Origin of the sequence: Paraburkholderia haematera, assembly GCF_905220975.1 — a bacterium.
GTDB lineage: Bacteria > Pseudomonadota > Gammaproteobacteria > Burkholderiales > Burkholderiaceae > Paraburkholderia > Paraburkholderia haematera.
The window spans coordinates 16,719-43,150 of record NZ_CAJNBK010000014.1 but is presented as its reverse complement, the minus strand read 5'-3'; the positions used below and the strand labels follow the sequence as shown (position 1 = coordinate 43,150).

27 protein-coding genes are annotated in these 26,432 nt (G+C 63.0%); 17 read left to right on the top strand and 10 right to left on the bottom strand.

Annotated features, from left to right (window positions below; all coding sequences use genetic code 11):
- Positions 1-148 precede the first annotated feature (148 nt).
- The 3 genes from KHO23_RS22330 to KHO23_RS22320 form a co-directional block, all read right to left on the bottom strand.
- Entirely contained in the window at positions 149-829 is a 681-nt protein-coding gene (locus KHO23_RS22330; RefSeq protein WP_211613407.1) for a methyltransferase family protein, read from the bottom strand.
- Between the two features lie 62 nt (positions 830-891).
- Positions 892-1,731, bottom strand: coding sequence for an arylamine N-acetyltransferase family protein (locus tag KHO23_RS22325; protein WP_211613406.1), 840 nt, complete (start codon positions 1,729-1,731; stop codon positions 892-894).
- Between the two features lie 189 nt (positions 1,732-1,920).
- Positions 1,921-2,604: a hypothetical protein gene (locus tag KHO23_RS22320; protein WP_211613405.1), complete on the bottom strand. Its 684-nt coding sequence runs from the start codon at positions 2,602-2,604 to the stop codon at positions 1,921-1,923.
- A gap of 339 nt (positions 2,605-2,943) precedes the next feature.
- On the opposite strand from KHO23_RS22320, the gene KHO23_RS22315 reads away from it, so the two are divergent.
- The 6 genes from KHO23_RS22315 to KHO23_RS22290 all read left to right on the top strand — a co-directional run bounded on the left by KHO23_RS22315 (position 2,944) and on the right by KHO23_RS22290 (position 11,002).
- Complete coding sequence (locus KHO23_RS22315) at positions 2,944-4,461, top strand: carbohydrate porin (protein ID WP_211613404.1); 1,518 nt, start codon at positions 2,944-2,946, stop codon at positions 4,459-4,461.
- 124 nt (positions 4,462-4,585) lie between these two features.
- A complete protein-coding gene (locus KHO23_RS22310) occupies positions 4,586-5,737 on the top strand; it encodes an NHL repeat-containing protein (protein ID WP_211613403.1) in 1,152 nt (383 codons plus the stop codon).
- An 85-nt stretch (positions 5,738-5,822) separates the two neighbouring features.
- On the top strand, positions 5,823-7,181 hold the full coding sequence (gene efeB / locus KHO23_RS22305) for an iron uptake transporter deferrochelatase/peroxidase subunit (RefSeq protein WP_211613402.1): 1,359 nt from the start codon (positions 5,823-5,825) through the stop codon (positions 7,179-7,181).
- A gap of 86 nt (positions 7,182-7,267) precedes the next feature.
- Positions 7,268-8,299 (top strand): iron ABC transporter substrate-binding protein, encoded by a 1,032-nt coding sequence (locus tag KHO23_RS22300; protein ID WP_211613401.1) that lies wholly within the window; start codon positions 7,268-7,270, stop codon positions 8,297-8,299.
- Positions 8,300-9,904 (top strand): ABC transporter permease, encoded by a 1,605-nt coding sequence (locus KHO23_RS22295; RefSeq protein WP_211613400.1) that lies wholly within the window; start codon positions 8,300-8,302, stop codon positions 9,902-9,904.
- 39 nt (positions 9,905-9,943) lie between these two features.
- Complete coding sequence (locus KHO23_RS22290; protein WP_211613399.1) at positions 9,944-11,002, top strand: ABC transporter ATP-binding protein; 1,059 nt, start codon at positions 9,944-9,946, stop codon at positions 11,000-11,002.
- Positions 11,003-11,100: 98 nt separating this feature from the next.
- Here the strand turns inward: KHO23_RS22290 and KHO23_RS22285 are convergent, their stop codons facing one another.
- Positions 11,101-11,988 carry a LysR substrate-binding domain-containing protein gene (locus KHO23_RS22285; RefSeq protein ID WP_211613398.1) on the bottom strand — a complete coding sequence of 296 codons (888 nt, stop codon included), beginning with the start codon at positions 11,986-11,988 and terminating at the stop codon, positions 11,101-11,103.
- Between the two features lie 114 nt (positions 11,989-12,102).
- Here KHO23_RS22285 and KHO23_RS22280 point away from each other — a divergent pair, with 114 nt between their 5' ends.
- Positions 12,103-13,020 (top strand): DMT family transporter, encoded by a 918-nt coding sequence (locus KHO23_RS22280; RefSeq protein WP_211613397.1) that lies wholly within the window; start codon positions 12,103-12,105, stop codon positions 13,018-13,020.
- Positions 13,021-13,070: 50 nt separating this feature from the next.
- On the opposite strand, the gene KHO23_RS22275 is transcribed toward KHO23_RS22280, so the two are convergent.
- The 3 genes from KHO23_RS22275 to KHO23_RS22265 all read right to left on the bottom strand — a co-directional run bounded on the left by KHO23_RS22275 (position 13,071) and on the right by KHO23_RS22265 (position 15,191).
- Positions 13,071-13,322, bottom strand: a complete 252-nt coding sequence (locus tag KHO23_RS22275) for a Txe/YoeB family addiction module toxin (RefSeq protein ID WP_211613396.1) — start codon at positions 13,320-13,322, stop codon at positions 13,071-13,073.
- Positions 13,323-13,332: 10 nt separating this feature from the next.
- Complete coding sequence (locus KHO23_RS22270; RefSeq protein ID WP_211613395.1) at positions 13,333-13,626, bottom strand: type II toxin-antitoxin system Phd/YefM family antitoxin; 294 nt, start codon at positions 13,624-13,626, stop codon at positions 13,333-13,335.
- 266 nt (positions 13,627-13,892) lie between these two features.
- On the bottom strand, positions 13,893-15,191 hold the full coding sequence (locus KHO23_RS22265) for an MFS transporter (RefSeq protein WP_211613491.1): 1,299 nt from the start codon (positions 15,189-15,191) through the stop codon (positions 13,893-13,895).
- Positions 15,192-15,398: 207 nt separating this feature from the next.
- Here KHO23_RS22265 and KHO23_RS22260 point away from each other — a divergent pair, with 207 nt between their 5' ends.
- Genes KHO23_RS22260 through mdcH form a run of 8 tightly spaced genes read left to right on the top strand, consistent with a single transcriptional unit; the run spans position 15,399 to position 22,414 of the window.
- Positions 15,399-16,172, top strand: a complete 774-nt coding sequence (locus tag KHO23_RS22260) for a GntR family transcriptional regulator (RefSeq protein WP_211613394.1) — start codon at positions 15,399-15,401, stop codon at positions 16,170-16,172.
- 8 nt (positions 16,173-16,180) lie between these two features.
- Complete coding sequence (gene mdcA / locus KHO23_RS22255) at positions 16,181-17,851, top strand: malonate decarboxylase subunit alpha (protein WP_211613393.1); 1,671 nt, start codon at positions 16,181-16,183, stop codon at positions 17,849-17,851.
- A 2-nt stretch (positions 17,852-17,853) separates the two neighbouring features.
- Positions 17,854-18,780, top strand: a complete 927-nt coding sequence (locus KHO23_RS22250; protein WP_211613392.1) for a triphosphoribosyl-dephospho-CoA synthase — start codon at positions 17,854-17,856, stop codon at positions 18,778-18,780.
- Positions 18,768-19,082 (top strand): malonate decarboxylase subunit delta, encoded by a 315-nt coding sequence (locus KHO23_RS22245; protein ID WP_211613391.1) that lies wholly within the window; start codon positions 18,768-18,770, stop codon positions 19,080-19,082. The genes KHO23_RS22250 and KHO23_RS22245 overlap by 13 nt, the downstream gene beginning before the upstream one ends.
- Positions 19,079-19,963 carry a biotin-independent malonate decarboxylase subunit beta gene (locus KHO23_RS35465; protein WP_211613390.1) on the top strand — a complete coding sequence of 295 codons (885 nt, stop codon included), beginning with the start codon at positions 19,079-19,081 and terminating at the stop codon, positions 19,961-19,963. Before KHO23_RS22245 ends, KHO23_RS35465 begins: the two co-directional genes overlap by 4 nt.
- A complete protein-coding gene (gene mdcE, locus KHO23_RS35460; RefSeq protein ID WP_211613389.1) occupies positions 19,960-20,775 on the top strand; it encodes a biotin-independent malonate decarboxylase subunit gamma in 816 nt (271 codons plus the stop codon). The genes KHO23_RS35465 and mdcE overlap by 4 nt, the downstream gene beginning before the upstream one ends.
- The gene (locus KHO23_RS22230; RefSeq protein ID WP_211613490.1) at positions 20,775-21,482 is read left to right on the top strand and encodes a malonate decarboxylase holo-ACP synthase; all 708 of its coding nucleotides are present in this window, start codon (positions 20,775-20,777) and stop codon (positions 21,480-21,482) included. The genes mdcE and KHO23_RS22230 overlap by 1 nt, the downstream gene beginning before the upstream one ends.
- Positions 21,482-22,414 carry a malonate decarboxylase subunit epsilon gene (gene mdcH / locus KHO23_RS22225; protein ID WP_211613388.1) on the top strand — a complete coding sequence of 311 codons (933 nt, stop codon included), beginning with the start codon at positions 21,482-21,484 and terminating at the stop codon, positions 22,412-22,414. The genes KHO23_RS22230 and mdcH overlap by 1 nt, the downstream gene beginning before the upstream one ends.
- A gap of 41 nt (positions 22,415-22,455) precedes the next feature.
- Here mdcH and KHO23_RS22220 read toward each other — a convergent pair whose 3' ends face one another.
- The 3 genes from KHO23_RS22220 to KHO23_RS22210 form a co-directional block, all read right to left on the bottom strand.
- A complete protein-coding gene (locus KHO23_RS22220) occupies positions 22,456-22,776 on the bottom strand; it encodes a type II toxin-antitoxin system PemK/MazF family toxin (RefSeq protein WP_211613387.1) in 321 nt (106 codons plus the stop codon).
- Positions 22,770-23,018 carry an AbrB/MazE/SpoVT family DNA-binding domain-containing protein gene (locus KHO23_RS22215; protein ID WP_211613386.1) on the bottom strand — a complete coding sequence of 83 codons (249 nt, stop codon included), beginning with the start codon at positions 23,016-23,018 and terminating at the stop codon, positions 22,770-22,772. The genes KHO23_RS22220 and KHO23_RS22215 overlap by 7 nt, the downstream gene beginning before the upstream one ends.
- Before the next feature lie 123 nt (positions 23,019-23,141).
- On the bottom strand, positions 23,142-24,080 hold the full coding sequence (locus tag KHO23_RS22210; protein WP_211613385.1) for a LysR family transcriptional regulator: 939 nt from the start codon (positions 24,078-24,080) through the stop codon (positions 23,142-23,144).
- 173 nt (positions 24,081-24,253) lie between these two features.
- Between KHO23_RS22210 and KHO23_RS22205 the strand changes: the two genes are divergently transcribed.
- Both KHO23_RS22205 and KHO23_RS22200 read left to right on the top strand, forming a co-directional pair.
- Positions 24,254-25,033 carry a putative hydro-lyase gene (locus KHO23_RS22205; protein WP_211613384.1) on the top strand — a complete coding sequence of 260 codons (780 nt, stop codon included), beginning with the start codon at positions 24,254-24,256 and terminating at the stop codon, positions 25,031-25,033.
- A 77-nt stretch (positions 25,034-25,110) separates the two neighbouring features.
- The gene (locus tag KHO23_RS22200) at positions 25,111-26,412 is read left to right on the top strand and encodes an MFS transporter (RefSeq protein WP_211613383.1); all 1,302 of its coding nucleotides are present in this window, start codon (positions 25,111-25,113) and stop codon (positions 26,410-26,412) included.
- Positions 26,413-26,432 lie beyond the last annotated feature (20 nt).

Sequence of the window (26,432 nt, the reverse complement as noted above, 5' to 3'; positions counted from 1 at the left end):
AGATGCGGCGCAGCAAGGCTTTTAAGGGAGTCTTGAAAGTGTACAGACAACGCACCGGTCGAAACCGGATGCGTCAGCGTGGTGCGCTTTGTCTAGACAGGTTGGTGCGTGAAGCGTCGACGCGCTTCGAGTTGGCGCATTGCGCGCCCTACCAGATGAACGGCACGAAGCGGTAACGCACGCGTGAGGTGTAGGCGATATAGCCGTCGAGTTGCGCGGCCAATACACGCTCCTCGCGTACCGCGCGCCAGCCGATGCCGATCACCAGCAGCGGCACGCAGGCCAGCCCCCACCATGAGCCAAGCAGCAAAGGTGTGCCGACGAATATCAGCAATGCGGCCGAGTACATTGGATGGCGGACGATGGCATACGGGCCGGTGTCGATGACTTTATGACCGCGGTTCGCCTGAATCTTCACGACCGGCGCGGCATAGCTATTGGCCCGAAAGACGATCAGGCACATGAAAATACAAAGGAAGATGCAGAGCGAGCCCAAGCTCACCAGCCAGACCGGCAACGGTGCCGACCAGCGATAGCGCATGGCGTCGAGTGCCATCAGGACGAGCCAGGCGCACCACATCACCGCCACGCCCACCATAAAGAAGCGGTCCCAACGGCTTTGTTGCGCCTGGATAATTGGCGCGAGACGTTCGGCAAGCAAACCGGGATCGTGGCGCGCCAGCCAGAAACCGACCCATAAACTCAGCCCGCCGGTCTCGATCAGATACCACCACCCTGCAGGCCAGGCGAACGTGCCCGCGGCGCCGAACAGCAGCGCGCCCATGCATGCCAGCCAGACCACGGTTTGCAGGACAAGGCGTGTGATCATGGTTGGCTCGTGGCGCTCGTGGGTGATGGAAGGCGGTTGTGGGTACGCGTCACGCTCTAGTCTCAGGCGGAAGTCGCCGCGAGCGAACGCACACGCGCGAATACGTCTGCAATGTCGATATCGCCCGTGATCAGACCGAATTGGTCGCGCAGGCAAGTTGCGAGTTCGTCTGCGGTCTTGAGTTGCCGCTCGCCGAAGATCTGGCCATCTGCCGTGCGTTCATTCAGTTGGTCATTGCGCAATGTCAGACGCGATTCCGGCAGCACCCGGCAGACAATCAGGTTGCTCAGGAAGATGGAATCGGGTGCGCTCGAGGTGTACCAGTTCGAGGTCTCGTAGTCGATCCATTCGACCGGATGCAAATCGAAACGGTAAACGCGAGCCCAGGTTTCATCGCGCGATTGCACTTCGAGATTGAACGCGCCGTGCGATGCATCGGCCAGACGGAACGTGCCGAGTTGCGTGTGCTGCGCGGTGCCGGCGATCAGCCGCAGCGGTGTTGTTAGCGTCATGCTGCCGAAGCCGACGTCGGCGATCCAGGCTTCGTTCTTGATGTCGACACGCAAGACCATGTGCGTGCGCGGGGGGATCGCGCCGGATTCGCGGCCCCACAAGACTCGCCCGATTAGCGGAATGACGTTGAAGCCCAACTGCGTCAGGACGTTCGCGAACAGGGCGTTCTGTTCGAAGCAGTAGCCGCCGCGTTTTTGCGTGATCAGCTTGTGTTCGACTGATTCGAGATCGAGTTTTACCGCACGGCGCGTGAATGGATTCAGGTTCTCGAAGGGAATCGATCGGGGGTGCAGCTTATGGATTTCCTGGAGGACTTCCAGCGTCGCCGCGCGGGGCCCTTCATAGCCTATGCGGGTGAAATAATTTTCCAGATTCACGGTGTGCGGCATCGGTGTCGTCCCGGTATGGTTTGGCGGCTGGGCACTTAAAAGCTTCGCGCCAAGGCGTGGCATCGGAAGATGATCATAGCTGCTTTTGATGCCCGCCCTGCACGCGGGCCTTTCTTGTTTCCGTAGTGACCCGCGCCGGTCCATTGGCGCCGCCCTTGCGCAGGGCGGCGCCTACTTCAGAAAACGCTGCTACTGCCCGCCCTTCAATGCCGACGTCGCGATCGACGGCACACTGATCCCATGACTCGACGCGAACTGCACCGCCGAGCTCAGCGTCGACATCAGCGACTGCAATTGGCCGGGCGCCGATTGCGCGATATAGGACGCGCTCTGCGCCGTCTGCGGATTCATCCCCGCCTGCAACAGCGACGACGGATTCATCTGGCCGATACTGCCCAGCCCCGACTGCAAACTCGAATACTGGCTCACGCCCTTCCCCAACGACGACAATCCATCCGTGAACGCCTGTTTGTTCACCGGTGTTGCCGACGCGCCGCCACTCGCGCGGCTCGCGAACGCCTGGGTCAACGACTGCGATAACGACTGCTGCGTGCTGCCCATCTGCGTCAACTGATTCACCGACGGCGTTCCGCCGCTCAGCAATCCCGCCGCCTGCTGCGCCTGCCCCGCAGCGCTCGTCATGCCCATCGCCGATGCAAGACTCGACTGGCCGCTCAGTACCTGCTGGTTCGCGCCCACGTAGGTCTGCAACAACTGCGATACGCCGCCCGACGAAGCAGTTGCGCCTGCATCCGCCGAACTATTGCCGCCGCCTATGCCGAACTGCTTCAGATTCAGTTGCGCGTTCGATACGCCGCTCACCAGCAAACCGGCGCTAGCCAGCAACGAAAGCAAAAGGATGCGTTTGTTCATCTCTATCTCCTGACATTGGTCTTTCGGGGTACTCGTGCCCTTCGACACCGCTCTTCCGTACCGGTTCGATATGACCACATTCATACTAAAACATTACGCTTATATTCCATTTAACTTTCAAACAAACAGCCTTTAGCCGCAGTCCGTAAAACTCAAAATTACACATCGGCAATATTGATACGAATCGTTCTCATTTGTGTTGACGCACCTATTCCGCATGCGTACGATCTCGCCATCTGCTGCATCTGGCGTCGCGAACCGATGCGGCAGATCGCAGGCACACGGCAACGTAGTGCCGCGATAGTCAGATCAGTCGATACAACACAAATAAGGATTTCGATGAAGTTCGCCCAATCCACTGAACCCGCCGGCCGGGCGCGTTCGTTTCGCGACTCCACCACCGGCGCCGTGCGTCGCTCGCGTTTGCCTTCGATGCGCCGCGCTGCGCTCTGCACGGCTTTCGCCTGGGCCTCGTTGACCGCCGGCGCAGTAATGGCTGAAGCCAATCCCGATGCCACACCGGAAGCGCCGGAAGCCGACCTGAACATCAAGGCAACTCAAACGAATCAGTGGACCGGCTTCTGGAATCGTCCGACCATGCTCGGCGACATCGGCGGCCTTCGCCCCTGGCTCGGCAAATACGGCGTGACCTTCGCGCTCACCGAAACGAGTGAAGTGCTCGCCAACGTCCGTGGCGGTCTGGCGCGCGGCGCGGACTACGACGGCCTGACAACAGCGACCGTGCAAATGGACACGCAAAAAGCGTTCGGTTTGCCGGGTGGCCTGTTCAACGTCAGCGCCTTGCAGATCCATGGCGCCAACCTCAGCGCGAACAAGCTGGGTACGCTGAATACGGCGAGCGGTATCGAAGCCCAGGATACGACCCGCCTGTGGGAACTGTGGTATCAGCAATCGTTCCTGAACAAGCGCATCGACGTCAAGATCGGTCAGCAAAGTATCGACCAGGAATTCATCACCAGCACGAACTCGGCGCTGTTCGTGAATACGATGTTCGGCTGGCCTGCCCTGCCTTCCTACGACATGCCCTCCGGCGGTCCCGCTTATCCGCTCGCCGACCTCGGCGTGCGTGTGCGCGGCCAGATCACGCCTTCGTTGACGGCGCTCGCGGGTGTGTTCGATGGCGATCCGCTTGGCAACAACCCGAACAACCTGAGCGGTACCAACATCAACCTGCACAATGGCACGCTGTTCATCGGCGAGCTGCAGTACGCGATCAACCAGCCGGCTGACGGCGAAATGGTCGGTGCGGGCGGCGGAGGATTGCCTGGCACCTACAAAGTCGGCGTCTGGTACAACAACGGCAGCTTCGCTGACCAGCGTTTCGACAACACCGGCCTCTCGCTTGCGAACCCGGCGAGTACCGGCGTTGCGCAGAATCATCGCGGCGACTACAGCCTCTACGCGGTCGCCGACCAGATGATCTGGCGCCCGGATCCGGACGGACCGCGCAGCCTCAACGTTTTCGCGCGTGTGATGGGCGCGCCTGGCGACCGCAACCTGGTGAGCGTTGCCGCCAATCTCGGCATCGTGATGAAAGCGCCATTCGCCGGCCGCGACAACGACAGCGCCGGTATCGCCCTTACGTACATCAAGATCGGCAACCACGTGAATGGTCTCGATCAGGATAACCGGGCATTCAGCGGCGGCCCCTATGGCGTGCGCACCAGCGAAACCGCGCTCGAAGCGACCTACCAGTATCAGGTCAACCCGTGGTGGCAGTTGCAGGCCGATGCGCAATACACGTTCAATGCCGGCGCCGGCCAGAATCCGAGCGATCCGGCGCAGCCGCTGCGCAACACGTTCGTCATCGGCGTGCGGACCAACATCACGTTCTGATGCCGTTTGCCATGACTACATTTGCAAACTCGTACGCAAATCCGCACGCTCAAGAAAAATCGAATCCCATGCTTTCGATCATGACCGCAACTATCGCTTTGTGCGCAGGCACGGAGGCTCACTCATGAACAACCCCACGCGCTCTTTTTCACCGCGCGCCGCGCGGGCCCTGATTGCTGCAACCGTCAGCGCCGCCGCATTTGCGACGGCAGGCGTCGCGCACGCCGAACCGCAAGGTTTCCTCGAGACCGTCAAGCATCACACCACGCTGATCAACACCGTGCCGGAAAACGGCGATCAGAATCCATACGCGGTAGTGGTTGCACCGGCCACGGCAGGCACCATCAAACAGGGCGACGTGCTGGTCGGCAACTTCAATAACTCGACCAATCTGCAAGGCACCGGCAGCACGATCATCAACTATCATCCGGACACCAAACAGATGACGGTGTTCGCGACGGTGCCGCGCGATCTGAAGGAATGCCCCGGCGGCATCGGCCTCTCGACCGCGATGACGATGCTCAAGTCGGGCTACGTGATCATCGGCAGCACGCCGAGCAATGACGGCACCACCGGCACCAAGGGTGCCGGCTGCCTGATCGTGATCGATCCGAACGGGAAAGTCGCGTCGACTATCACCAGCCCGAACATCAACGATCCGTGGGGCAACATGGCGGTCGTCGACAACGGCACGAGTGCGACGCTGTTCGTCAGCAACGCCGGCTTCGGCGTGGGCGGCGCGAACGGCGAGCCGCCGGTGTTCAAGCAGGCCACGGTGCTGCGTCTGGACCTCGACGTGCCTACGGCCAAACCGCCTGTCGTGAAGAAGGAAACCGTGATCGGCAGCGGCTTTGGCGCGCAGGCGGACAAGGGCGTGTTCCTCGTCGGTCCGACCGGCCTCGCGCTCTCGGGCGATCAGAAACTGCTGTACGTGTCCGATGCGATCGGCAACCGCATCACCGAGATCGACGAACCGATGACGCGCGACACCAGCGCCGGCGTGGGCCGCCAACTGACCGCCGACGGTCTGCTGCATCGCCCGCTCGCCATGGTCACCGCACCGAACGGACACCTGCTCGTCACTAACGCACTGAACGGCCAGATCGTCGAAATCGATCCTGCCAGCGGCAAGCAGATCTACGCGCGCTGGATCGACACCGACAAGGCGCAATCGCCCCCGGGCAACGGCGACCTGTTCGGTCTCGCGATGACACCCGAAGGCGACGGTTTCTACTTTGTGCAGGACGACGTGAACACACTGGTGCTCGCGAAGTAAATCAAACAAAGACGGACGCAGATCCGGCCACTGAGCCGGACGCAACCCCGGCACCCCCACACGGCCAAATGAAGGTGATGTAATCATGGCAAACGATCAACCCCCGCGGCCCTCACGGCGCGGCTTTCTGAAGGCCGGCAGTGCGGCGGTCGCGGCGGGCGCAAGCCTCGGTGCGACCGGCGTCGCCCAGGCCGCGCTCGGCAAGACGCCGGCGCACGCCGCCGATCCGACCATGGCGGTCGAGCCGTTCTACGGCGCGCATCAAGGCGGCATCGTCACGCCGCAGCAAAGCCACACGTATGTCGCCGCCCTCGATCTGACGACCGAGAAGCGCGATGACGTGATCGCCCTGCTGCGCGCCTGGACCGACGCCGCTGCCCGCATGACGCAAGGCAGCACGGCCGCGCCGTTGCCGCCGGCCGACATGACTAATACGGCTACTAATATGGCCGATGCGGCCAATGCCAATGGCACGTATAACGCAGGCAGCAATAAGGGCGCCCCGGATTCCGGCGATGTGCTCGGCCTCGGTCCCTGCGGCCTGACGATCACCTTCGGCTTCGGCCCCGGCCTCTTCACGCATGAAGGAAAAGATCGCTACGGGCTGGCCGCGCGCCGCCCGGCCGCGCTCGTCGATCTGCCGCGTTTCAATGGCGACCAGTTGATCGCCGAGAAGACCGGCGGCGACCTGTTCATTCAGGCTTGCGCGAACGACCAGCAGGTTGCGTTTCACGCGGTGCGTCAACTGTCGCGCCTCGCGTACGGCGTCGCGACGATGCGTTGGGGCCAGTCCGGCTTCCTGTCCGGTCCGCGCGGCCAGACGCCGCGCAATCTGATGGGATTCAAGGACGGCACCAACAATCCGTCGACCGCGAAGCCGCAGTTGATGAATGAATTCGTCTGGGCCGGCGCCACCGCCGACGCACCGTGGATGGAAGGCGGCACCTACACCGTGGTACGGCGCATCCGCATCACGCTGGAACACTGGGACAATACGGAAGTCGACTTCCAGGAACAGGTGTTCGGCCGCCACAAGTACAGCGGCGCGCCGATCGGCAAGAAGAACGAGTTCGACGCCGTGGACCTGAAGGAAGAAGACAAGGACGGCAATCCGGTGATTCCGGAGAACTCGCACGTGCGTCTGTCGAATCAGGCCAGCAACAACGGTGCGCAGATTCTGCGCCGGTCCTATTCGTACAACGACGGCACGAACTTCTATATCGAGCGCTGGCCGCCATGGCGTCAGGAAACCGAATACGACGCGGGCCTGATTTTCGTGGCTCACCAGAGCGACCCGCGTACCGGCTTCATTCCGATCAACGATAAACTCGCGAAGTTCGACATGATGAACCAGTTCACGACGCACGTCGGCAGCGCGGTGTTCGCTGTGCCGCCGGGCGCGAAGCCGGGTTCGTATATCGGCGCGGGTCTGTTCGAGACCTAATGCAAGCCGCGAAGCAAGCCACCATGCCGTGAGGCATGGCGGCGCATCAAAAACCAACGACAACATCATCAACGGATTTTAGGATCATGGCTCATTCCTGGTTTGGCTCCCGCCTGCGTCTCGTCAGCAGCGCTGCCGCGCTCACGCTGGCCGCCTTCGCAACCGTGCCGTCGACTGCCCACGCTGCGTCGATCACGCTGTACAACGCGCAGCACGAACAGGTCGTCAGTCGGCTTGCCAAAGACTTCGAGAAACAGTCGGGCATTACGGTGAAGATCCGCAACGGCGAAGGCCCGGCGATGGCCGCGCAAATTGTCGCGGAAGGCGCGGCGTCGCCCGCCGACGTGTACTTCACGGAAAACTCGCCCGAGCTGATGCTGCTCGAAGAGAAAGGCCTGCTGAACAAGGTGGACGGCTCGACGCTCGCCACCGTGCCGGCGCGCTTCAGCTCGCCGACTGGCGTATGGGTGGGCGTGAGCGCGCGCGAAAGCGTGCTGGCCTACAACACGGCCAAGCTGCAGGCTTCGCAACTGCCGCAATCGCTGTTCGATCTCGCCAAGCCGGAATGGAAAGGCAAGGTCGGCATCGCACCGAGCGATAGCGACTTCCTGCCGCTGGTGAGCGCCGTGCTCGCGCTGAAGGGCGAAGCACAAACTGTCGCGTGGCTGAAAGGCCTGAAAGCCAACGCGCAGATTTTCGACGACGACGAAGGCGTGGTGGCGGCCGTCAATCGCGGCGGCGTCGCGACCGGTCTGATCAACAACTACTACTGGGCTCGCCTGCACGCCGAACTCGGCGATGCGAAAACCCGCAGCGCGATCTATCACTTCGGTAATGGCGACGTCGGCGCGATGGTGAACGTGTCGGGCGCAGCGGTGCTGAAGTCGGCCCACAACACGGACGGCGCGCAGAAGTTTCTGGCCTATCTGGTCAGCGACCGCGCACAGCAGTTGATGGCGAACAGCCACGTCATGTTCGAGTATCCGCTGCATGCAGGCGTTGCACCGGACCCGATCCTCAAGCCGTTCGCTGAACTGAAACCGCCGGCGCTGACAATCCAGCAACTCGGCGACGACAGCCAGGCAGGCAAGCTGCTGCGTCAGGCAGGCTTGCTGTAAATGAGCGATGCCGTGTCAGCCGCCCCTCCGGCTGTAACCCCCGCCCCGGTGCGCGCCCATTCGCGCGCGCCGCGCGGGTTGTTCGCGGCAGCAGCACTCAGCGCTTTGCTGGTGTTGCTGCCGATTGCGTTTACCTTCTGGCGCGCGGCGAGCTTCGGTATCGGCGAGGCGGTCGATCTCATCTTCCGGCCGCTCGTCGGCGAACTGCTCGTCAATACGGTGCTGATCACCGTATCGACAACGCTCGTCTGTGCTGCCGTCGGCACGGCCGCTGCATGGTTTGTCGAACGCACGCACCTGCCTGGGCGTCGAATCTGGGCTGTGCTCGCCGCGGCGCCGCTCGCCATGCCGGCGTTCATTTCGAGCTATGCGTGGGTGTCGCTGAGCCTGGATCTGCAGGACTTCAACGGCGCGTTGCTGGTGCTGAGTTCCGCGTATTTCCCGCTCGTTTATCTGCCGGTTGCCGCGGCATTGCGCAGCATGGATCCCGCGCTCGAAGAGAGCGCGCGTGCGCTCGGCTGCAACCGCTGGACCACGTTCATTCGCGTCGTGCTCCCGCAACTGCGTCCGGCGCTGCTCGGCGGCATGCTGCTGGTGGCGCTCGGCGTGCTGTCCGAATTCGGCGCGTTTACTTTGCTGCGTTTTCGTACCTTCACCACGCAAATCTACGCGGAATACCGCACCAGTTTCGATGGCGGCGGCGCCTCACTGCTCGCGTGCCTGCTCATCGTAATCTGTCTGGTCGTGCTGGCATTCGAGTTTCGCGTGCGGGGCGCCGCGCGTTATGAACGCGTCGATCGCGGCACACGCCGCGCGGTTTTGCGCTACGACCTCGGCGCATGGCGCTGGGCCGTCGTCGCCGGCTTCGCCGCGCTGGCGATCGCAACGCTTGGCGTGCCGCTCGGCATGATCGGCTACTGGCTCACACAACCGGGCGCGGCTGCCGTCACACCGGTCGACGTGTCACCCGAACTGCTATTCAACGCGACGATCTCGTCGCTCGGCTTCGGGCTCGCCGCTGCCCTGCTGACCACGCTGCTGGTCGTGCCGCTCGCGTTCCTGCTGGTGCGCTATCCGACGCGTTTCGCAACGCTGTTCGAGCGCACCGTGTTTCTGGCGCAAGGCATACCGGGGCTGGTGATCGCGCTGGCCATCGTGTCGCTCGCGGTGCATGCGCTGCAGCCGCTTTATCAAAGCGCGACGCTGCTGGTGATCGCTTACGCGATGCTGTTCATGCCCGTGGCGCTGGTGAGCGTGCGCGCCGCCTTCATGCAGGCGCAGCCGCGACTTGAAGAGACTGCACGCGCGCTCGGCCTGACCTGGACGCAGACCCTGTTTCGCGTGGTGTTGCCGCTCGCGGGCCCAGGACTCGGCGCGGCCGCGGCGATGGTGTTCATCTCGGTCGTCACCGAGCTCAACGCGACGCTGCTGCTCTCCCCGATCGACACGCAAACCCTCGCGACCCAGGTCTGGGCCGACACGTCGACGATGGCGTTCGCCGCCGCAGCGCCCTATGCTGCACTGCTCACCGGCATCTCGCTGTTCGCCTCCGGCCTCCTGTTCGCGTTGCTCGGCAAATCGGCCTTACTCGGCGAACGCAGCTGAACGCCGCGCGCCATCGCCTGTTTTTTCCATCGGATTTTCATGAGCGAACTTCGTATCAGCGGACTGCAAAAATCGTTCGACGGCCATCCGGTGCTGCACGGCATCGACCTCTCCGTCGAACGCGGCACGCTGCTCGCGCTGCTCGGACCGTCCGGCAGCGGCAAGACCACCTTGCTGCGCCTGTTATGCGGTTTCGAACGCGCGGATAGTGGCAGCGTCGAAATCGACGGCCGCCGCGTCGCCGGCGACAACCTGCATGTGCCTTCCGAGCAGCGCCGCATTGGCTATGTGCCGCAGGAAGGTGCGCTGTTTCCGCATCTTTCCGTGGCGGACAACATCGTGTTCGGCTTGCCGCGCCCGCAGCGCCGCGCGCGTCATCGGGTGGCCGAATTACTGGAGCTGGTCGGCCTGCCAGCGAACTTCGGCGCGCGCGCGCCGCAGCAGTTGTCGGGTGGCCAGCAGCAGCGTGTCGCTCTCGCTCGCGCGCTCGCGCCGTCGCCGACACTGGTGATGCTCGATGAGCCGTTCTCGTCGCTCGACGCCGCATTGCGGCTCGAAACGCGACAGGCGGTGGCAAGTGCTTTAGCCGCGGCCGGCGCGACTGCCGTGCTCGTCACGCACGATCAATCGGAAGCGCTGTCGCTCGGCCATGAGGTCGCGGTGCTGTGGAACGGCAGGCTGATCCAGACCGCGACGCCGGAGACGCTGTACCGCCGGCCGGTGACGCGCGAGCTTGCGTCGTTCGTCGGTGAAGCGGTGCTGTTGCCGGGCGTGGTCAAGCAAAATCGCGTCGACTGCGAACTCGGCGATTTGCCGCTGTGCGAGCCGATGGGCAACGGCGCGGTCGACGTCATGGTGCGGCCTGAACAGATCCGCCTGTTGCGCGCCGAAGAAACGATGCCGAATGGCGCGGCGTCACATGACGCCGTCGTGCAGGAGGTGATCTTTCAGGGACAGGACGCGGGCGTCGCACTGCAATTGCAGTCCGGCGCGCGGACGGTGGTGCGCGCTCGCGTGCCGGGGTATCTCTCGCCGCGGCCGGGTGAGCACGTGCGGCTTGCGGTGGATGGTGAGGTGACGGCTTATCCGCGGGGTTGAGAGGCGCACGCGGTTCAGTCACGCGCCAAAATCGCGCGTTCGAGCCACGCAGTAAGCTGCGCGCTCAAGTAACGCCCTTTACGTCCATCGCCGCATCATCACGCCGGCGCCGCCGCCCCGCGCGTTGGCGTGCGCAGCGACAAATCCTGCACCATCTGCGCGGCCAGATAATCGCACGTCGGCCGGTCCGATTTGGCGCTGCGCGCCACCACGATTTCCAGCGGTGCGATTGTCGGCAAGCCTTGCGCTTCACCGAGTATCGCGAGCCGCGGCGGCACGCTGCAGCGCGTGAGCGCGATCACTGACAGCCCCGCATCCACGGTCGCCACCAAACCCATCAGACTTGCGCTGCTGAACGCTGCCCGATAGCGGATACGCGCACCGTCGAGCGCCGCCAGCGTATGCTGGCGCGCGACACAGCCCGGCTCGTACAGCCCGACCGGCAACGGCGAGGCCGCCAGTACCGGCGTATCCACCGACGCCCCCACCCATACCATCGGTTCGCTGCGCACAAATTCACCGCGCAATTTGTGGTCGCGCGTGACGAAGGCGAGATCGATCTTGTTATCGGCCAGCATGGGTGCGAGCGACGTGCTCTGGGCGCAGACGATCTCGATCTCCACGTGCGGATACAGATTCGAAAAGCGCCGCAATACCGGCGAGAGCAGCGACGACACGTAATCGTCCGGTGCGCCCAGCACCACGCGCCCGGTTACCTCGGGCCGCACGATCGCCGACCACGCCTCCTCATGCAACGCCAGCACACGCCGCGCGTATTCGAGCAGCGTATTGCCGGGCCGCGTGAGCGAAAGATTGCGCGTGTTGCGGGCGAACAGCGTGGTCCCGAGCATGGTTTCGAGCCGCTTGATCTGCATGCTGACCGCCGCCTGCGAACGATGCACGGTGGCCGAAGCCTTCGTGAAGCTGCCCGTTTCCACCACCGCGACGAAGGTGCGCAGCAAATCGACGTCGAATTCCGGATGCATGATTTATCAATCCAGCTTATGGAATTTCTCAATTTAATTCGTTTGTCGACAGGAGGCAAGCCGCGCAATACTTGTGGCTCCACTTGATGTGACCCACTTCCGGAGCCGCCTCGCATGTCCCTCACGCAACGTCAACAAGGCGCCATTACGCTGGCCAGCGGCGGGCTTCTGATGGGCACGATCGGCATTTTCGTCGAGGAAGCGCGGCTCGGTGCGCTGACGCTGGTGTTCTTCCGCTGTCTGTTCGGCTTCCTTTCGCTCGCCGCGTATTGCGCGTGGAAAGGCTTCTTCACACGCGCGCATTTCACGCCGCGCACCGTCGCGCTCGCACTGATCTCCGGCGTGCTGATGGTCACGCAGTGGGTCGGCTTCTTCGACGCGATCCATCGCACCAGCATTGCGGTGGCGACGGTGGTATTTCATGTGCAGCCGTTCTGGGTCGTGCTGATGGGCGCGGCGCTGTTCAATGAGCGCCTCGGTGTTGACCGGCTCGGCTGGATCGCGACCGCGTTCATCGGGCTCGTGCTCGCCTCGGGCGTTTCGGCCGCCGCGAATCTGCAGGGGCATACGAGCTATCTGATCGGCATCGGCGAGGCATTGGTAGGTTCGGTGCTATACGCGAGCGTCACGCTGATCGCCAAAGGGCTCGGCAATTTGCGGCCGCATCTGCTGACGCTCGCGCAATGCGCGGTCGGCGTGGTGTGCCTGCCGTTCATTGCGCCGCTCACCGCGGTGCATATCGGGCCGATGCAGTGGTTCTGGCTGGTCGGCATGGGCGTGCTGCATACGGGGCTTTCGTATGTGCTGATCTACGGCGCGCTGCCGAAGCTGACCACGCCGATCATCGCTGTGTTGCTGTTCGTCTATCCGCTGACGGCGATCGTGGTGGATGCCGTGGTGTATGGCAGGGCGCTCTCGCTGCCGCAGCTCGCGGGCATGGCATTGATCGTGATCGCCAGCCTTGGCGTGAATCTTGGTTGGCCGCTACTTTCGATATTGCGTCCTGGAGGACGAGCGCGCAGCACGCGTTGATACGTTAAACAAAAAAAACCGGGCGGCTCGGTTGCGCCCGGTTTTTTGTTTTAGTCGTCGTAGTGGAAGCGGCAAGCAAGCACATAGATCCTTCCGTCTCTTGGCAAGTAGATCAAACGATCAGCATGAGTAATGCGTCTTGACCAGAAGCCGCTTAGGCTGCCCATCAGCGCTTCCGGTTTTCCCGTGCCGCGGTAAGGATCGCGCCGACATTCCTCTAGCAACGTATTGATCTTGCGCAAGACCTTTCGATCAGTCTCTTGCCAGTACAGGTAGTCGTCCCACGCTTCGTCCGTGAACATAAAAACACTATTAGCCTTTGCGGCCTCCTCGTTGCGGCTTTTCTGTTTGTTCACCGGTCAGCAGGTCGCGCGAAACCGCACTGCCGGCATTCAACTGAGCGATGGATTTGGCAAGCCGCTGGGCGTTCTTCGACGAACTCAACAGATACAAGGTTTCTTGCATCGCGTTGAAATCCTCGAGCGAAACCATGACCACATTTTCGCCACTCTGCCGGGTTATCAGCATGGGCGTGTGATCGCGGCAAACGTCGTCCATCGCTTGCTTAAAGCCAGCGCGTGCCTCGCTATAAGTAAGGACGTTCATTCGTTTTCTCGATCTGAGAGGTTTCCCTCCAGTCGCTCCTGTCAAAAAGTTAGAGACGTTTCCGCCGCAGAACGGAGTATTTGTACCCCGAAGGCTGCCAAACGAGGCGGCAGCTCGCAGCAATAAAGTCGCGCTGAGCCACCACAATCATTGTACAGAGCACTGTACATATCAGCAAACCCAAAACTGCGTAGGAAGATGTCGTCCAACCAATAGGAAGCATGCCCGCCAGCGACCTCGCCCGCCACTCAGCCAAACGGCCAACCTCACTGCGGCAGCACCTCGCCCTTAGTCTCCGGCGCGAACGGAATCACGAACAGGCCTGCGATAAACGCCAGCGCCGTGAGCGCTACCGGCACGCCGAGCGTATGCATATGCAGCACCGCCGCGCCAAGCAGAAAGTTGACACCCGCCCCAACAAACCGTCCGAACGACGTGCAGAACGCGAACGCCGTAGCCCGTACGCGGGTCTCGAACTGCTCCGGCAACCACAAGCTGAACAACGCGAAATTACCGCCGAAGAAGCCCAGCACGAAGAGCCACGCGATAAACGGCGCGAGCCCATTCGGCAGATAGAACGCCCAGCCGAAACTGCCGGCAATCGCCACCGCCATGCCGGTGAAGTAAAACGCCAGGGTCTTTTTGCGGCCGATGCGCTCGGCCATCGGCGGCAACGCAAGACAACCGAGAATCGTCGCAATCGACAGCAAGCCGGTTGCCAGCGACGCCGTCCTGATCGCATCGTTCTTCGCCATGCCCGCCTTCGTGGCCAATTGAATCACCGCCGACGGCTCGTACACCGCGCCAGCCCACAAACCGACAATTGCAATCGTCAGCAGAATGCATGCAACCCACGTGCGGCGCCGATACACCGGCCCGAAGATTTCGCGCAACGGTTTGACGTGCTCGGTGCCTGCATCCGCCTTCTGCCACTTCTCCGTTTCCTTCACCCGCAGCAGCACCAGAATCGCGACCACGACCGGCACCGCGCCGGTCAGGAACATCGCGCGCCAGCCGAAATGCACGCCGATGGTGTAATTGAGCGCGGCTGCCAGAAAGAACCCGGCGTAGTAGCCGGTCTGCAGATACCCGGCGCCCATCTTGCGGCGATCTTCCGGCCATGACTCAGCCACATACGTTCCCGCCAACGCCCACTCGCCGCCAATGCCGACGCCGGCAATGAAGCGATAGATGGCAAGCTCCCAGACGTTGTGAGACGTCGCGGCCAGTCCCGTGAAAATGGCGAACGTGAAAATGGTGCCCGCCAGCACCTTGGTGCGGCCGAAGCGATCCGCCAACGGCCCCCAGATGAACGACAGCCCCCAGCCGACCAGAAACAGCGCGAACAGAATCGACCCGGCGAGGCCGACATTCGCGGGCGTGGCGGCGTACCCCGAGCGCGGCAACAACTCGGTCAACGCCGGCGTCAGCACGAGCGCGTAGATGAACGAGTCCATCCCGTCGAGCGTCCAGCCGGCCCAAGCTCCCCAAAAACCTGCGATCTGCGAACGATTGAGCGGCGTGCGCCGCCGCGCGGCTGACACGCTCTCGGTAACTGAATTCATCATGCTCCTCCGGCCCTGCGGTTGGCGTACGTGGCGTACCTGACGTACCTGGCTTGCTTAAAGGAAACGACGAGACGGCGCGCTTGCTGGTGGATCGAGGTGCCTCGTTCGTATAACGTTGAGAGGACTTCACAGGCGCCGGTGGTGAAAAATTTGCGGGTTTGCCCGTCTTCAAATTGCGCATTTTTATATATAATATTTGAAATTATGAACGACGCAATCGATGGTTTTCCCCTGGACGCACCGTCGCGCAGCCCGCTCCTACCCGCGGCGGCGCCGCGTGAGAGCACGTCCCACGTCATCGCGGAGGCGCTGCGCGCGGCGATTGTCGACGGCACGCTGGCGCCTGGTGCGCCGCTGCGGCAGGACGCGATCGCGCGGCATTTCTCGGTCAGCGCAATTCCCGTGCGCGAGGCCTTGCGCCAGCTCGAAAGCGAAGGCTGGGCGAGAGCCGCCGTGCATAAAGGCGCGACCGTCGCGCCCTTGTCGGCGGATGAAGCGCGTGAAATCTATGAGATCCGTTCCGCGCTGGAGAGCCTCGCCATCGGGCTCGCGATTCCGAATCACACCGCCGCCACGCTGCGCGAATCCGCGAGGCTGTGCCGGGCCGCCGAACGCGAGCCGGACCCGTCGTTGTACGTCGCGCGCAATGTGGCCTTTCATATGAGCCTGTATGCCCCCGCCGCCCGTCCGCAACTCGAGGACATGATCGGCACGCTGCATCGGCGCGGCGAACGGTATTTGCGCCTCAAGTTCGGCTTGCCGTCGTACAAAGGCGAGTCGGACAACGAACACGCCGCCTTGCTCGACGCCGTACAACGCCGTGACATTCCTGCTGCGCAGTCTCTCGTCGTCGCGCATCTGCTCGGCACGGGCGACCTGCTCCATCGTTTCCTGACCGAACGCGCGCAGGCGGAAGCCGCGCTTGCGAACCAACCCAAGCCGCGCGCTCGACGCGCGCGCACCACCACCGGGAGCTGAATCCGCCGATGAACCGACCCGCCGAAGCCGCCGAAGCGTCCACCGCCGCACGCTCGTGGACCACACGCCGCGACGAAAAGAACCGTCGCCTTGCGGCCATCGCACCGTGGCTGGAAGGCGGCATCCTGCCGACAAATCGCATCGTCGATGCACTCCAAACGCTGATTCAACCGGGCGACCGCGTCGCACTCGAGGGCGACAACCAGAAACAGGCCGACTTCCTGTCGCGCTCGTTCGCCAAGGTCGATCCACAAAAAATTCACGACGTGCATCTGCTGATTTCGAGCATCAGTCGTCCTGAACATCTGACGCTGTTCGAGCGCGGCATCGCGCACAAAGTCGATTTTTCGTTTGCGGGACCACAGAGTTTGCGCGTCGCGCAGTTGCTCGAAGACGGCCAGCTGGAAATCGGCGCGATCTACACATACGTCGAGTTGTACGCGCGGATGTTCGTCGATCTCACGCCGCAGGTCGCCCTGCTGTGCGCGGAAAAGGCCGACCGTCACGGCAATCTGTACACCGGCCCCAACACCGAGGACACGCCGACTATCGCCGAAGCCGCCGCGTTCCGGCACGGCATTGTGATCGTGCAGGTCAACGAGATCGTCGACGAACTGCCGCGCGTGGATATTCCGGGTTCGTGGGTCGATGTGGTCGTGCAAGCGGACAGGCCGTTCGCCGTCGAGCCGCTCTTCACGCGCGACCCGCGCCATATCGGCGATCTGCAGGTGCTCACCGCGATGATGGTGATTCGCGGCATCTACGAACCGTATGGCGTGAGCTCGCTGAATCACGGCATCGGCTTCGATACCGCGGCGATCGAATTGCTGCTGCCCACCTATGGCGAATCGCTCGGTCTGAAAGGCAAAATCTGCCGCAACTGGACGCTTAATCCGCACCCCACCATGATTCCCGCGATCGAATCGGGCTGGGTCGACAGCATCCATTGCTTCGGCAGTGAAGTCGGCATGGAGGCGTATATCGAGGCGCGCCCCGATGTGTTTTTCACGGGCAACGACGGCAGCCTGCGCTCGAACCGTGTGCTGTGCCAACTGGCCGGTCAATACGGCGTCGATCTGTTTATCGGCTCGACTTTGCAGATCGACGCGGACGCGAATTCGTCGACGGTCACGCGCGGGCGTCTTGCCGGTTTCGGCGGTGCGCCGAACATGGGCCACGATCCGCGCGGCCGGCGTCATTCGAGCGAAGCATGGCTCAAGCTGCTAAAGGATCAGGGTCCGGTCTCGCGGGGGCAGAAGCTGGTTGTGCAGATGGCCGAGACGTACAAGAAAGGCGGCGAGCCGACCTTCGTCGATGAGCTCGATGCGGTCGCCGTCGGCGCGAAAAGCGGCATGCCGATTGCACCCGTGATGATCTACGGCGACGACGTGAGCCATGTCGTTACCGAGGAAGGCATCGCGTATTTGCACAAGGCCGAAGGCATCGACGAGCGGCGCGCGGCGCTGGCAGCGGTGGCCGGCGTCACGCCGATCGGACTGCGCGCGAGGCCGGAGAAAACGGCCGAGTTGCGCCGGCGCGGCATCGTCGCGTATCCGGAAGACCTCGGCATTCGTCGCGGCGAAGCGAAGCGTTCGCTGCTGGCGGCACGCAGCATCGACGATCTGGTGACGTGGTCGGGCGGCCTGTACGCGCCGCCGGCCCGCTTCAGGAGCTGGTGACGATGGCGCCCGCCGCTTTGCTCGAGCGCGAGGCCACGGTAAACAGGCCAACGGTCATCGCACGGACAGCGCCGTCCGATGCGCAACTCGCGCGCTTCGCCGTCACCGCGCTGATCGAAGAAGCGCAACTCACGCCGAAACCCGCGCTGGTGGACCGGCGCGGCAGCGGCGCGCATCGCGACCTCGATCTCGCCACCATGCTGCGCTCGGCACACGCGCTCGAATTAACTTTCGCCTCTCTCGCACGCGCGGCGCACCGCCATAGCGAACCATCCGCGCTTTTGCGTGCTGAACTCGCGCAAATCGGCCGCGCCGGCGAACTGGACATGCTGCGTGCCACCGGCGGCAGCAACGCACATCGCGGCGCAATCTGGATCGTCGGCCTGCTGGTGGCAGGCGCCTCGATGACAGGCGACACCAGACGTCCGAACGCGTCGCATGTCTGCACGCTCGCCGCGCAGATCGCGTGCTTCCCGGATCGCTTCGCCGCTCCGGCCGATAGTCATGGCGAGCGTGCACGGCGGCGCTATCAGGTGGGCGGAGCACGACGTGAGGCACAAAACGGTTTTCCGCACGTCATCGATATCGGCTTACCCGCGTTGCTCGCAGCGCGAGCTAACGGCGTCGACGAAAGCGCCGCGCGCATCGACGCCCTGCTCTCGATCATGGTGTCGCTCGACGACACCTGTCTGCTGCATCGCGCAGGGTTGCCTGGTTTGCACGCTGCGCAACACGGCGCGCGTCGCGTGCTGCAAGCCGGCGGAAGTTCGACACCTGATGGGTACGCCGCCCTCGTTTCACTCGAACATGCCTTGCTGTCGCTCAACGCATCGCCTGGCGGCGCCGCCGATCTGCTCGCCGCCACCCTCTTTCTCGACATGCTGGCGCATTACAACGCCAGTGGGAGCCCAGCCTCATGGAACATCTGACCTTCGACTATCCGGCGCAACGCGTCGTCACGACCCGCGCGCACGTCGGCGTTGTCGGTTCGGGCGATCTGGAAGTGCTGCTGTCGCCGGCTGAAAACAGCGCCGCGTTGACCGCGCATGTGGTCGTGCGGACCAGCGTAGATGGCTACAGCCACATCTGGAAAAGCGTGCTCGACCGCTTCTTCACCCGTTACGACGGCGCGGCGCAAATCGAAATCAACGACTTCGGCGCGACACCCGGCGTTGTGGCGTTACGGCTCGCGGAGGCTATCGAAGCCGCTGAACAGGGAGACGACGCATGAACGCTGTCGCCACTGTCCATTCCGCGCCGCTGCTGCGCGAAAGCTTCATTGAACTGCCCGCGCGCGAACGCGCCCGCTCGCTGCTCGACGCCGGCACGTTCCGCGAACTGCTCGGACCGTTCGACAAGATCGAATCGCCGTGGCTGCCGCTGCAAGGTGTCGTCTGCCAGGCGGACGACGGCTGCGTGATCGCGCGCGGCACCATCGACGGCGAGCCGGCCGTGGTCGCCGCGATAGAGTCCGCCTTCCAGGGCGGCAGTATCGGCGAAGTGTCGGGCAGCAAGATCGCCGGCGCGCTGGAAATGGCCTTGCGCGACTGCGAACGCGGCAAGATCGTCCGCCCAGTCGTGCTGTTCGAGACCGGCGGCGTGCGGCTTCAGGAAGCCAACCTCGGCCTCGCGGTGATCGCCGAGATTCAGGCCGCGATCGTCGCGTTGCGCCGGCATGTGCCGGTCGTCGGTGTGATCGCGGGGATGGTCGGCTGCTTTGGCGGCATGTCGCTGGCGGCCGCCTTGTGTTCGTATCTCGTCGTGACAAAACAGGGGCGGCTCGGCATGAACGGCCCCGAAGTGGTCGAACAGGAAGCCGGTATCGAAGAACTCGACGCAAGCGATCGGCGCCGCGTGTGGCAGTTGATCGGCGGCGAACAACGCGCCGCGACCGCGCTCGCCGATCACCTGGTCGACGACGATGCGGACGCAGTGCGCGCCGCCGTGCGTTCAGCATTCACTCAAGGACTACCAGCTACGCATCGCAGCGAACAGGTCGACACTTTTCTTGACCGTCTCGCGCGGATCGACCCGGCCAGCGTCACGCCGGAATCGATGCGTGAGGTGTACAACCCGCACGCGCGGAACAACGCGGGCAAGGAGCAGGCATGAGCGATACTTTCCTCAGCCGCGGCGCGCGCTGGTTCCACGCGCTGGCCGGCGAACCGTCCGGTAAAACGCCCGTATGGAGCGGCGATGCGTCGCTCGGCGGCGAGACCGCGCGCTTCATTGCGGTTGTCCCCGATCCTGACAACCGCTTTCCTCGTGCGACCGATAACGTCGTCGGTCTCGAGCAAGGCTGGCAGCTCGCGCGCGCAGTACGCGAGGCCATCGCGCAAGACGAAGCGAGCGCTACGCGCCGCCCGATCGTCGCAATCGTCGATGTCAAAAGTCAGGCGTACGGTTACCGCGAAGAGATGCTCGGCATTCATCTCGCCTGCGCCGCTGCGGTGGATGCGTATGCATCGGCGCGCGACGCCGGGCATCCGGTGATCGCGCTGATCGTCGGGCCCGCCATGTCGGGCGCTTTCCTCGCGCACGGCTATCAGGCCAACCGGATCGTCGCACTCGACGCGCCCGGCACAATGGTCCACGCCATGGGTAAGGAAGCGGCCGCCCGGGTCACGCGGCGCACCGTCGAAGCACTCGACGCGCTCGGCGAGACCATCGTGCCGATGTCGTACTCGATGTCGTCGTTTGCCAAACTGGGCCTGCTCGATCAGTTGATCGAAAATGTCGACGCCAATGCGCCGGATGCCGCACAAATCGATCGCGTGCGCCAGGTGTTGACCGAGCAGATTCGCAGCACGCGCGATGGCAGCCGCGGTCTGTCGCATCGTCTGAAATCGGCGGCGGCCCAAAAGAATCGCGCGGCGTCGATCGAAGTGCGACGGCGTCTCGCCGAACAATGGGACGCCGTGTAATGCAGGTCTGCGCAACGCCGCCGTTTGCAGCCGATCACGCTTTGCCGTGCGATGCGCGTTGGCAGCCGCACGATCTGCTGCGCCTGAACCGTTTGCGGCCGTTTGACGGCGAACCGGCATGGGTTCGTGGGTCATTCGAACGCGCACCGTATGCGGTAGTAAGACGCGCGCCGGCCGCTGACGGCTTCGTGGCGATCGGTTTGCGCGGTGTGGAGCGGTCGCAACGTTACGGCGCGTGGGCGCATCTGGACGATATAGAAAACGTCGTGCCGCCGGAAGCGTTAGCGCGGCGCAGCCCGCTTGCGGAGCGCAATGCGTTGCCTGCTTTCACGGCGCTTGCCGCATTACAACGCGATGCGACCGGCGACGATACAACCGACGCATTGGCCCGATTCGTCTGGGGACCAACCGGCAGCACAGGTTTCGAACTGGCCACGCAGGCACCCACCGTCACTTTATCGAGCGATCTCGACCTGCTGATCCGCGCGCCGGAGAAAATCTCGCACAACACGGCCATTCAGTTGCTGAACTATCTGCAAGCACTCGCACACCGCGCCGGTATTCGCGTGGATGCGCAACTGGAAACGCCCGCAGGCGGCGTTGCGCTGGCCGAGTGGGCAGCGGGCAAAGCACGTGTGATGGCGCGTCATGCTCGCGGCCCTCAACTGCTTACCGATCCGTGGGCGCCCACTCACGGCGATGCCTGATGCTTGCCCTTCTGTTTCCCGGTCAGGGCGCACAGTCGGACGGATTCCTGCATCGTCTGTCGCAGCATCATGCCGTAACCGACACGCTCGAAGAAGCATCTCAATTGCTCGGCACAAACGTACTCACACTCGACACACCCGACGCACTGCGCTCGACCGTAGCCGTTCAGATCGGCTTGACCGTCGCGGGCGTGGCGATCACGCGCGCCCTGGCGGATGAACAGCTCAAGCCGGAGATCAGCGCGGGTTTGTCGGTGGGTGCCTATGCGGCGGCGGTCAGTTGCGGCGCGATTCGCTTTGGCGACGCGTTACGGATGGTGCGAAAGCGCGCCGAATTGATGGAGAGGGCGTACCCGTCGGGCTACGGTCTCGCGGCCGTATCGGGCTTGACCGAGCACCAACTGGAAACGCTCGCCGAGCAGCACGCGGATGCGGGTAATCAACGCGTCTATATCGGCAATGTGAATGCGCCACGTCAGATCGTCATGGCCGGGGCGAATGATGCGCTGGACACGTTTATCGAACGCGCTTTGGCGGCAGGCGCACGCAAAGCAATCCGTCTTGCGGTGAGCGTGCCGTCACATTGCGTACTGCTCGCGCATGCCGCCGACGAGCTGGTCGCATACTCACAGGACGTCCCTTTCCACACACCGCAAAGCACTTATATCGGCAATCGCGGCGGCCGTCCCCTATACACGGCGGATGCCATTCGCGACGATCTCGCGACCAATATGCGCCACACAGTGCGTTGGTTCGATGCGCTCGCCGTCATGCAGGAAATGGGCGCCCGCGTGTTGATCGAAGCCCCGCCGGGCCAGGTGTTGACGGACATTACGCGCGAGAACTTTCCGGATACCACCGCGCTTGCGGCGAGTACTTTCACATTCGAAAGGCTAGTGGCGGCTGCCCGACGGCGCCTCGAGCCAGATTGAACACAAGCACGTCGCCGTTCGTCCGACGCCATGCCTCATGCTCACTCGACAAAAATTTCCTGCAACGTCGACAACGCATTCGATAGCGCCGTATCTGACACCGCGCCGGCTCGCTTCACGAGCCGCGTCTTGTCTACCGTGCGAATCTGGTCGAGCAGGATCAAACCCTTCTTGCGCAAGAAAGTGAGTGGGATTCGAAAAGGCGCGGCATGGCCCGCGGTGGTCATTGGCGCGACGATCACCGTGCGCAAGTGATCGTGCAACTCGGCCGGCGAAACAATCACGCAAGGACGCGTTTTCTGAATCTCGCTGCCTACGGTCGGATCCAACGCAACGAGCCAGACCTCGCCGCGCGCTACCACTCGAGCCCCGCGTCATCGGCATTGGGAAATTCGCCCATCACCAGTGCGTCGTCTTTCGATGCCGCCAACGAACGGCTTGCGTCCGCCCAACCAACACGCGCTTTTTTCTGCGGACGCCTTATCACCAGAGCGTTTCCTTCAACTTGCATATCCACTTCGTCCTCCAGCCCAAGTTGGGTCAAGATCGGTTTCGGAATCAGTACACCATGGGAATTACCCATTCTGCGGATGGTCGTTTTCATGGCTGAACCTGAAGTGAAATCCTAAACGGTCGGGGCATTAAAGTAAACACAATGTTATTACAGTGTAGCACGGCAAATGGCATAAGACGAATGACGTGTTTGCGTGCCTAACGATCAATCACATCACCGCCTCTCAATCAACTGCCGCCCCATCGTCTTCGCATACTGATCGCACGCGCTACGCGCAACACGTGAGGCCGCCAGCACGCCGACGTCGGCGTCGTCGCGGTAATACATCGCAACGTCGATCGGCGGCGGCAGCGGACGCACCTCCAATTGCCCCAGTTCGCCGCTGCTCAGGAAAGGCGCCACGAACAGCGCCGGCACCGCCGCGATTCCATAGCCATCGCGCAACAGTTTCACGATCACCGCCACCGACGGCATACAGGTCACCTGTGTATCCGCAAGCGCCACGCCGGCACGCTTCGCGAGCGTCGCGACAATCGCTTCCACGGCGACTTGCGGTGCGGTGCCACGGCCGAACGTCAGAACAGGTTTGTGCAATACCGTCTGCACATGTTTCGCGCGGCTCGCCGGAATCAGATCGCTGCGCGCAATCCAGCGCACCGGATAGCTCGCCAGCAAGGTCGAAACAATCGACGCTTCCTGCTCGCCGGTTTCCTCCACCTGAATCACGAGATCCAGTTCGCCCGCGCGCAACCGGGGCCCAAGTACGGCACTCGAGTCGACGCTCAGGTCCACGACGATGCGGTGGTACTCGACGTTCAACATCCGGATGTAGTCCGGCAGCCAGCTATGCACCACCGTTTCGATGACGCCGAGCCGCAGCCGCTTCGTCACCTGGGTTTCGTCCTGTGCGGCCAGTTGCAGCGAGCGCGTGGCCTGGACTACCGATCGCGCATGCGCGAGCAGCCGTTCTCCATGCGCCGTGAGTTGAAACTCCGCCGCGTCGCGCTCGATCAATTCGACGCCCAGTTCGGCTTCAAGCGTTTTGATACGCAGCGAAATCGCGGCAGGCGTTGCGTGCATGGCTGCCGCGGTCGCGCGAAAACTGCCTAGACGAGCAAGCGTCAGAAACGTTTCGACAAAACGGGTATTCATTGCATTAGCTCTCCCAGCAACAACTCGAAGCATTCGATCATCGCGGCAAAACGCCTTCAGCACCGTTAAGTTTAATTTAACGAAACACAAGAATAACTCGCTGGATGGATATTTTTGGCGTTACTAATCTGGCTTCCATCAATCACTCGAACCTAGCTGGAGTCGCGCCGTTCATGTCCTGCACGCCGTCCGAGTTTCGTCAGCTGATTCGCAGCCGCCGCCTGTCCGGGCCGACTGCGGGCTACTGCGGCGACTATGCGCAAGCCAATCTCGCCATCCTGCCCAGGCAGTACGCCAACGACTTCCTGCGCTTCTGTACGCTCAATCCAAAGGCTTGCCCGCTGCTCGGCATGGGCGAACCGGGCGAATGGCGCGTCCCGTCGCTCGGCGACGATCTCGACATACGCAACGACGTCCCCGCGTTTTACGTCTACCGCCACGGCGAACGTGCCGAGGAAGTGCGCAGTCTCGACGCACTGTGGCGCGACGATCTGGTGGTGTTCGCGATCGGCTGCTCGTTTTCATTCGAGGAAATGTTGAGGCGCGAAGGCATTCCGCTGCGCCATATCGAACAGCAGGTCAATGTGCCGATGTATCGGACGCGTGAACGCAACGTGAGCGCCGGTGTGTTCGGCGGCAACCGCGTGGTCTCAATGCGGCCAATGAAAGCCGCCGACGCGATCCGCGCCATCCAGATCACCAGCCGTTTTCCCGCAGTACATGGCGCGCCGGTTCATATCGGCGATCCCTCGCTGATCGGTATTCGTGACATCACCCGCCCCGATTTCGGCGATGCAGTCGACGTGCGCAGTGACGAGTTACCCGTGTTCTGGGCGTGTGGCGTCACACCGCAAGCCGCAATAGAAAGCGCGCGCTTGCCGTTCGCAATCGCCCACAAACCGGGACACATGCTCGTCACCGACATCCCCAACACCACGCTGGCGGTCTTCTAGCCGCGGCGTTATTTGACTTGTCCCAACGACGAGCTGCGCGGCACGACGCGGCCACTGACTACGACCGGAGTCCATGCATGAAAACCGAAGCGCAATTGACCGCAGACACCGAGCGCTACGACGCGCACGGTACAGGGAAAGGACCGTTCGCGTGGTATCAGCAGACTTCCACCAGCGAGAAGCGTGCGTTCTGGAGCTGCAAGATCGGCTACGTGCTCGACGCAATGGACACGCAATTCCTGAGCTTCGTGATTCCGACGTTGATCGCGACATGGGGCATTACGCGCGGCGACGCCGGTCTCATCGGGACGGTCACGCTGCTGAGTTCGGCACTCGGCGGCTGGGCGGCCGGTGTGCTGTCGGATCGCATCGGCCGGGTGAAGACCTTGCAGATCACGATCCTCTGGTTCGCCGTGTTCACGCTGGCTTGCGCGCTGGCGCAAAACTTCTCGCAGTTGCTGTGGGCGCGCGGACTGATGGGGCTCGGCTTCGGGGGCGAATGGACGGCGGGCGCGGTGCTGATCGGCGAAGTGATCCGCCCGCGTGACCGCGGCAAGGCGGTCGGTCTGGTGCAGGCAGGCTGGGCGATCGGCTGGGGCGTCTCGACGCTGCTGTTCATGGCCGTGTTTTCATGGATTCCGGCCGATTACGCGTGGCGCGTGCTGTTCGCAATCGGTATTGCGCCGGCGCCGTTCGTGATCTGGATCCGCCGCTTCGTCGAAGAGCCGGAGGTGCATCGGCAGCAGAAAGAAACCCAAGCCGCGGCACAAACGCGCCCTTCACTGCTCGACATCTTCCGACGCGATATTGTCTGGACGACCCTGCGCGCGTCCATTCTCGCAACCGGCGTGCAAGGCGGCTACTACGCGGTCACCACGTGGCTGCCGACGTATCTGAAAACCGAGCGGCATCTGAGCGTGATCGGCACCGGCAGCTATCTGGGTGTGGTGATCGCCGGTTCGTACTGCGGGTATCTGACGGGCGCTTACGTCAGCGACACAATCGGCCGCAAGCGGACCTTCATCGCGTTCGCGCTAGCCTCGTGTGCAATCGCGTTGATCTACACGCAACTGCCACTCGATAACCTCACGATGCTCGCGCTCGGTTTCCCGCTCGGCTTCTGCGCATCCGGCATTTTCTCGGGAATGGGTGCGTTCCTCACCGAACTGTTCCCAACGCGCATTCGCGGCTCCGGCCAGGGATTCTGCTACAACTTCGGGCGAGCGGTCGGCGCGACGTTTCCGTTTCTGATCGGCTACGTCTCGCAGACCATGACCCTCGGTCACGCAATCGGTGTATTCGCCGCCGCGGCATACAGTGTCGTGATCCTCGCTGCGCTGACGCTGCCAGAGACCAAAGGACGTGAACTCAACGCTTAAGCCCCACCTCCGTACGTTCG

Excerpts from the sequence above, each read along its gene's own strand:
- KHO23_RS22330 (WP_211613407.1), bottom strand. The coding sequence starts at position 829 with ATGATCACACGCCTTGTCCTGCAAACCGTGGTCTGGCTGGCATGCATG.
- KHO23_RS22325 (WP_211613406.1), bottom strand. The coding sequence starts at position 1,731 with ATGCCGCACACCGTGAATCTGGAAAATTATTTCACCCGCATAGGCTAT.
- KHO23_RS22320 (WP_211613405.1), bottom strand. The coding sequence starts at position 2,604 with ATGAACAAACGCATCCTTTTGCTTTCGTTGCTGGCTAGCGCCGGTTTG.
- KHO23_RS22315 (WP_211613404.1), top strand. The coding sequence starts at position 2,944 with ATGAAGTTCGCCCAATCCACTGAACCCGCCGGCCGGGCGCGTTCGTTT.
- KHO23_RS22310 (WP_211613403.1), top strand. The coding sequence starts at position 4,586 with ATGAACAACCCCACGCGCTCTTTTTCACCGCGCGCCGCGCGGGCCCTG.
- efeB (WP_211613402.1), top strand. The coding sequence starts at position 5,823 with ATGGCAAACGATCAACCCCCGCGGCCCTCACGGCGCGGCTTTCTGAAG.
- KHO23_RS22300 (WP_211613401.1), top strand. The coding sequence starts at position 7,268 with ATGGCTCATTCCTGGTTTGGCTCCCGCCTGCGTCTCGTCAGCAGCGCT.
- KHO23_RS22295 (WP_211613400.1), top strand. The coding sequence starts at position 8,300 with ATGAGCGATGCCGTGTCAGCCGCCCCTCCGGCTGTAACCCCCGCCCCG.
- KHO23_RS22290 (WP_211613399.1), top strand. The coding sequence starts at position 9,944 with ATGAGCGAACTTCGTATCAGCGGACTGCAAAAATCGTTCGACGGCCAT.
- KHO23_RS22285 (WP_211613398.1), bottom strand. The coding sequence starts at position 11,988 with ATGCATCCGGAATTCGACGTCGATTTGCTGCGCACCTTCGTCGCGGTG.
- KHO23_RS22280 (WP_211613397.1), top strand. The coding sequence starts at position 12,103 with ATGTCCCTCACGCAACGTCAACAAGGCGCCATTACGCTGGCCAGCGGC.
- KHO23_RS22275 (WP_211613396.1), bottom strand. The coding sequence starts at position 13,322 with ATGTTCACGGACGAAGCGTGGGACGACTACCTGTACTGGCAAGAGACT.
- KHO23_RS22270 (WP_211613395.1), bottom strand. The coding sequence starts at position 13,626 with ATGAACGTCCTTACTTATAGCGAGGCACGCGCTGGCTTTAAGCAAGCG.
- KHO23_RS22265 (WP_211613491.1), bottom strand. The coding sequence starts at position 15,191 with ATGAATTCAGTTACCGAGAGCGTGTCAGCCGCGCGGCGGCGCACGCCG.
- KHO23_RS22260 (WP_211613394.1), top strand. The coding sequence starts at position 15,399 with ATGAACGACGCAATCGATGGTTTTCCCCTGGACGCACCGTCGCGCAGC.
- mdcA (WP_211613393.1), top strand. The coding sequence starts at position 16,181 with ATGAACCGACCCGCCGAAGCCGCCGAAGCGTCCACCGCCGCACGCTCG.
- KHO23_RS22250 (WP_211613392.1), top strand. The coding sequence starts at position 17,854 with ATGGCGCCCGCCGCTTTGCTCGAGCGCGAGGCCACGGTAAACAGGCCA.
- KHO23_RS22245 (WP_211613391.1), top strand. The coding sequence starts at position 18,768 with ATGGAACATCTGACCTTCGACTATCCGGCGCAACGCGTCGTCACGACC.
- KHO23_RS35465 (WP_211613390.1), top strand. The coding sequence starts at position 19,079 with ATGAACGCTGTCGCCACTGTCCATTCCGCGCCGCTGCTGCGCGAAAGC.
- mdcE (WP_211613389.1), top strand. The coding sequence starts at position 19,960 with ATGAGCGATACTTTCCTCAGCCGCGGCGCGCGCTGGTTCCACGCGCTG.
- KHO23_RS22230 (WP_211613490.1), top strand. The coding sequence starts at position 20,775 with ATGCAGGTCTGCGCAACGCCGCCGTTTGCAGCCGATCACGCTTTGCCG.
- mdcH (WP_211613388.1), top strand. The coding sequence starts at position 21,482 with ATGCTTGCCCTTCTGTTTCCCGGTCAGGGCGCACAGTCGGACGGATTC.
- KHO23_RS22215 (WP_211613386.1), bottom strand. The coding sequence starts at position 23,018 with ATGAAAACGACCATCCGCAGAATGGGTAATTCCCATGGTGTACTGATT.
- KHO23_RS22210 (WP_211613385.1), bottom strand. The coding sequence starts at position 24,080 with ATGAATACCCGTTTTGTCGAAACGTTTCTGACGCTTGCTCGTCTAGGC.
- KHO23_RS22205 (WP_211613384.1), top strand. The coding sequence starts at position 24,254 with ATGTCCTGCACGCCGTCCGAGTTTCGTCAGCTGATTCGCAGCCGCCGC.
- KHO23_RS22200 (WP_211613383.1), top strand. The coding sequence starts at position 25,111 with ATGAAAACCGAAGCGCAATTGACCGCAGACACCGAGCGCTACGACGCG.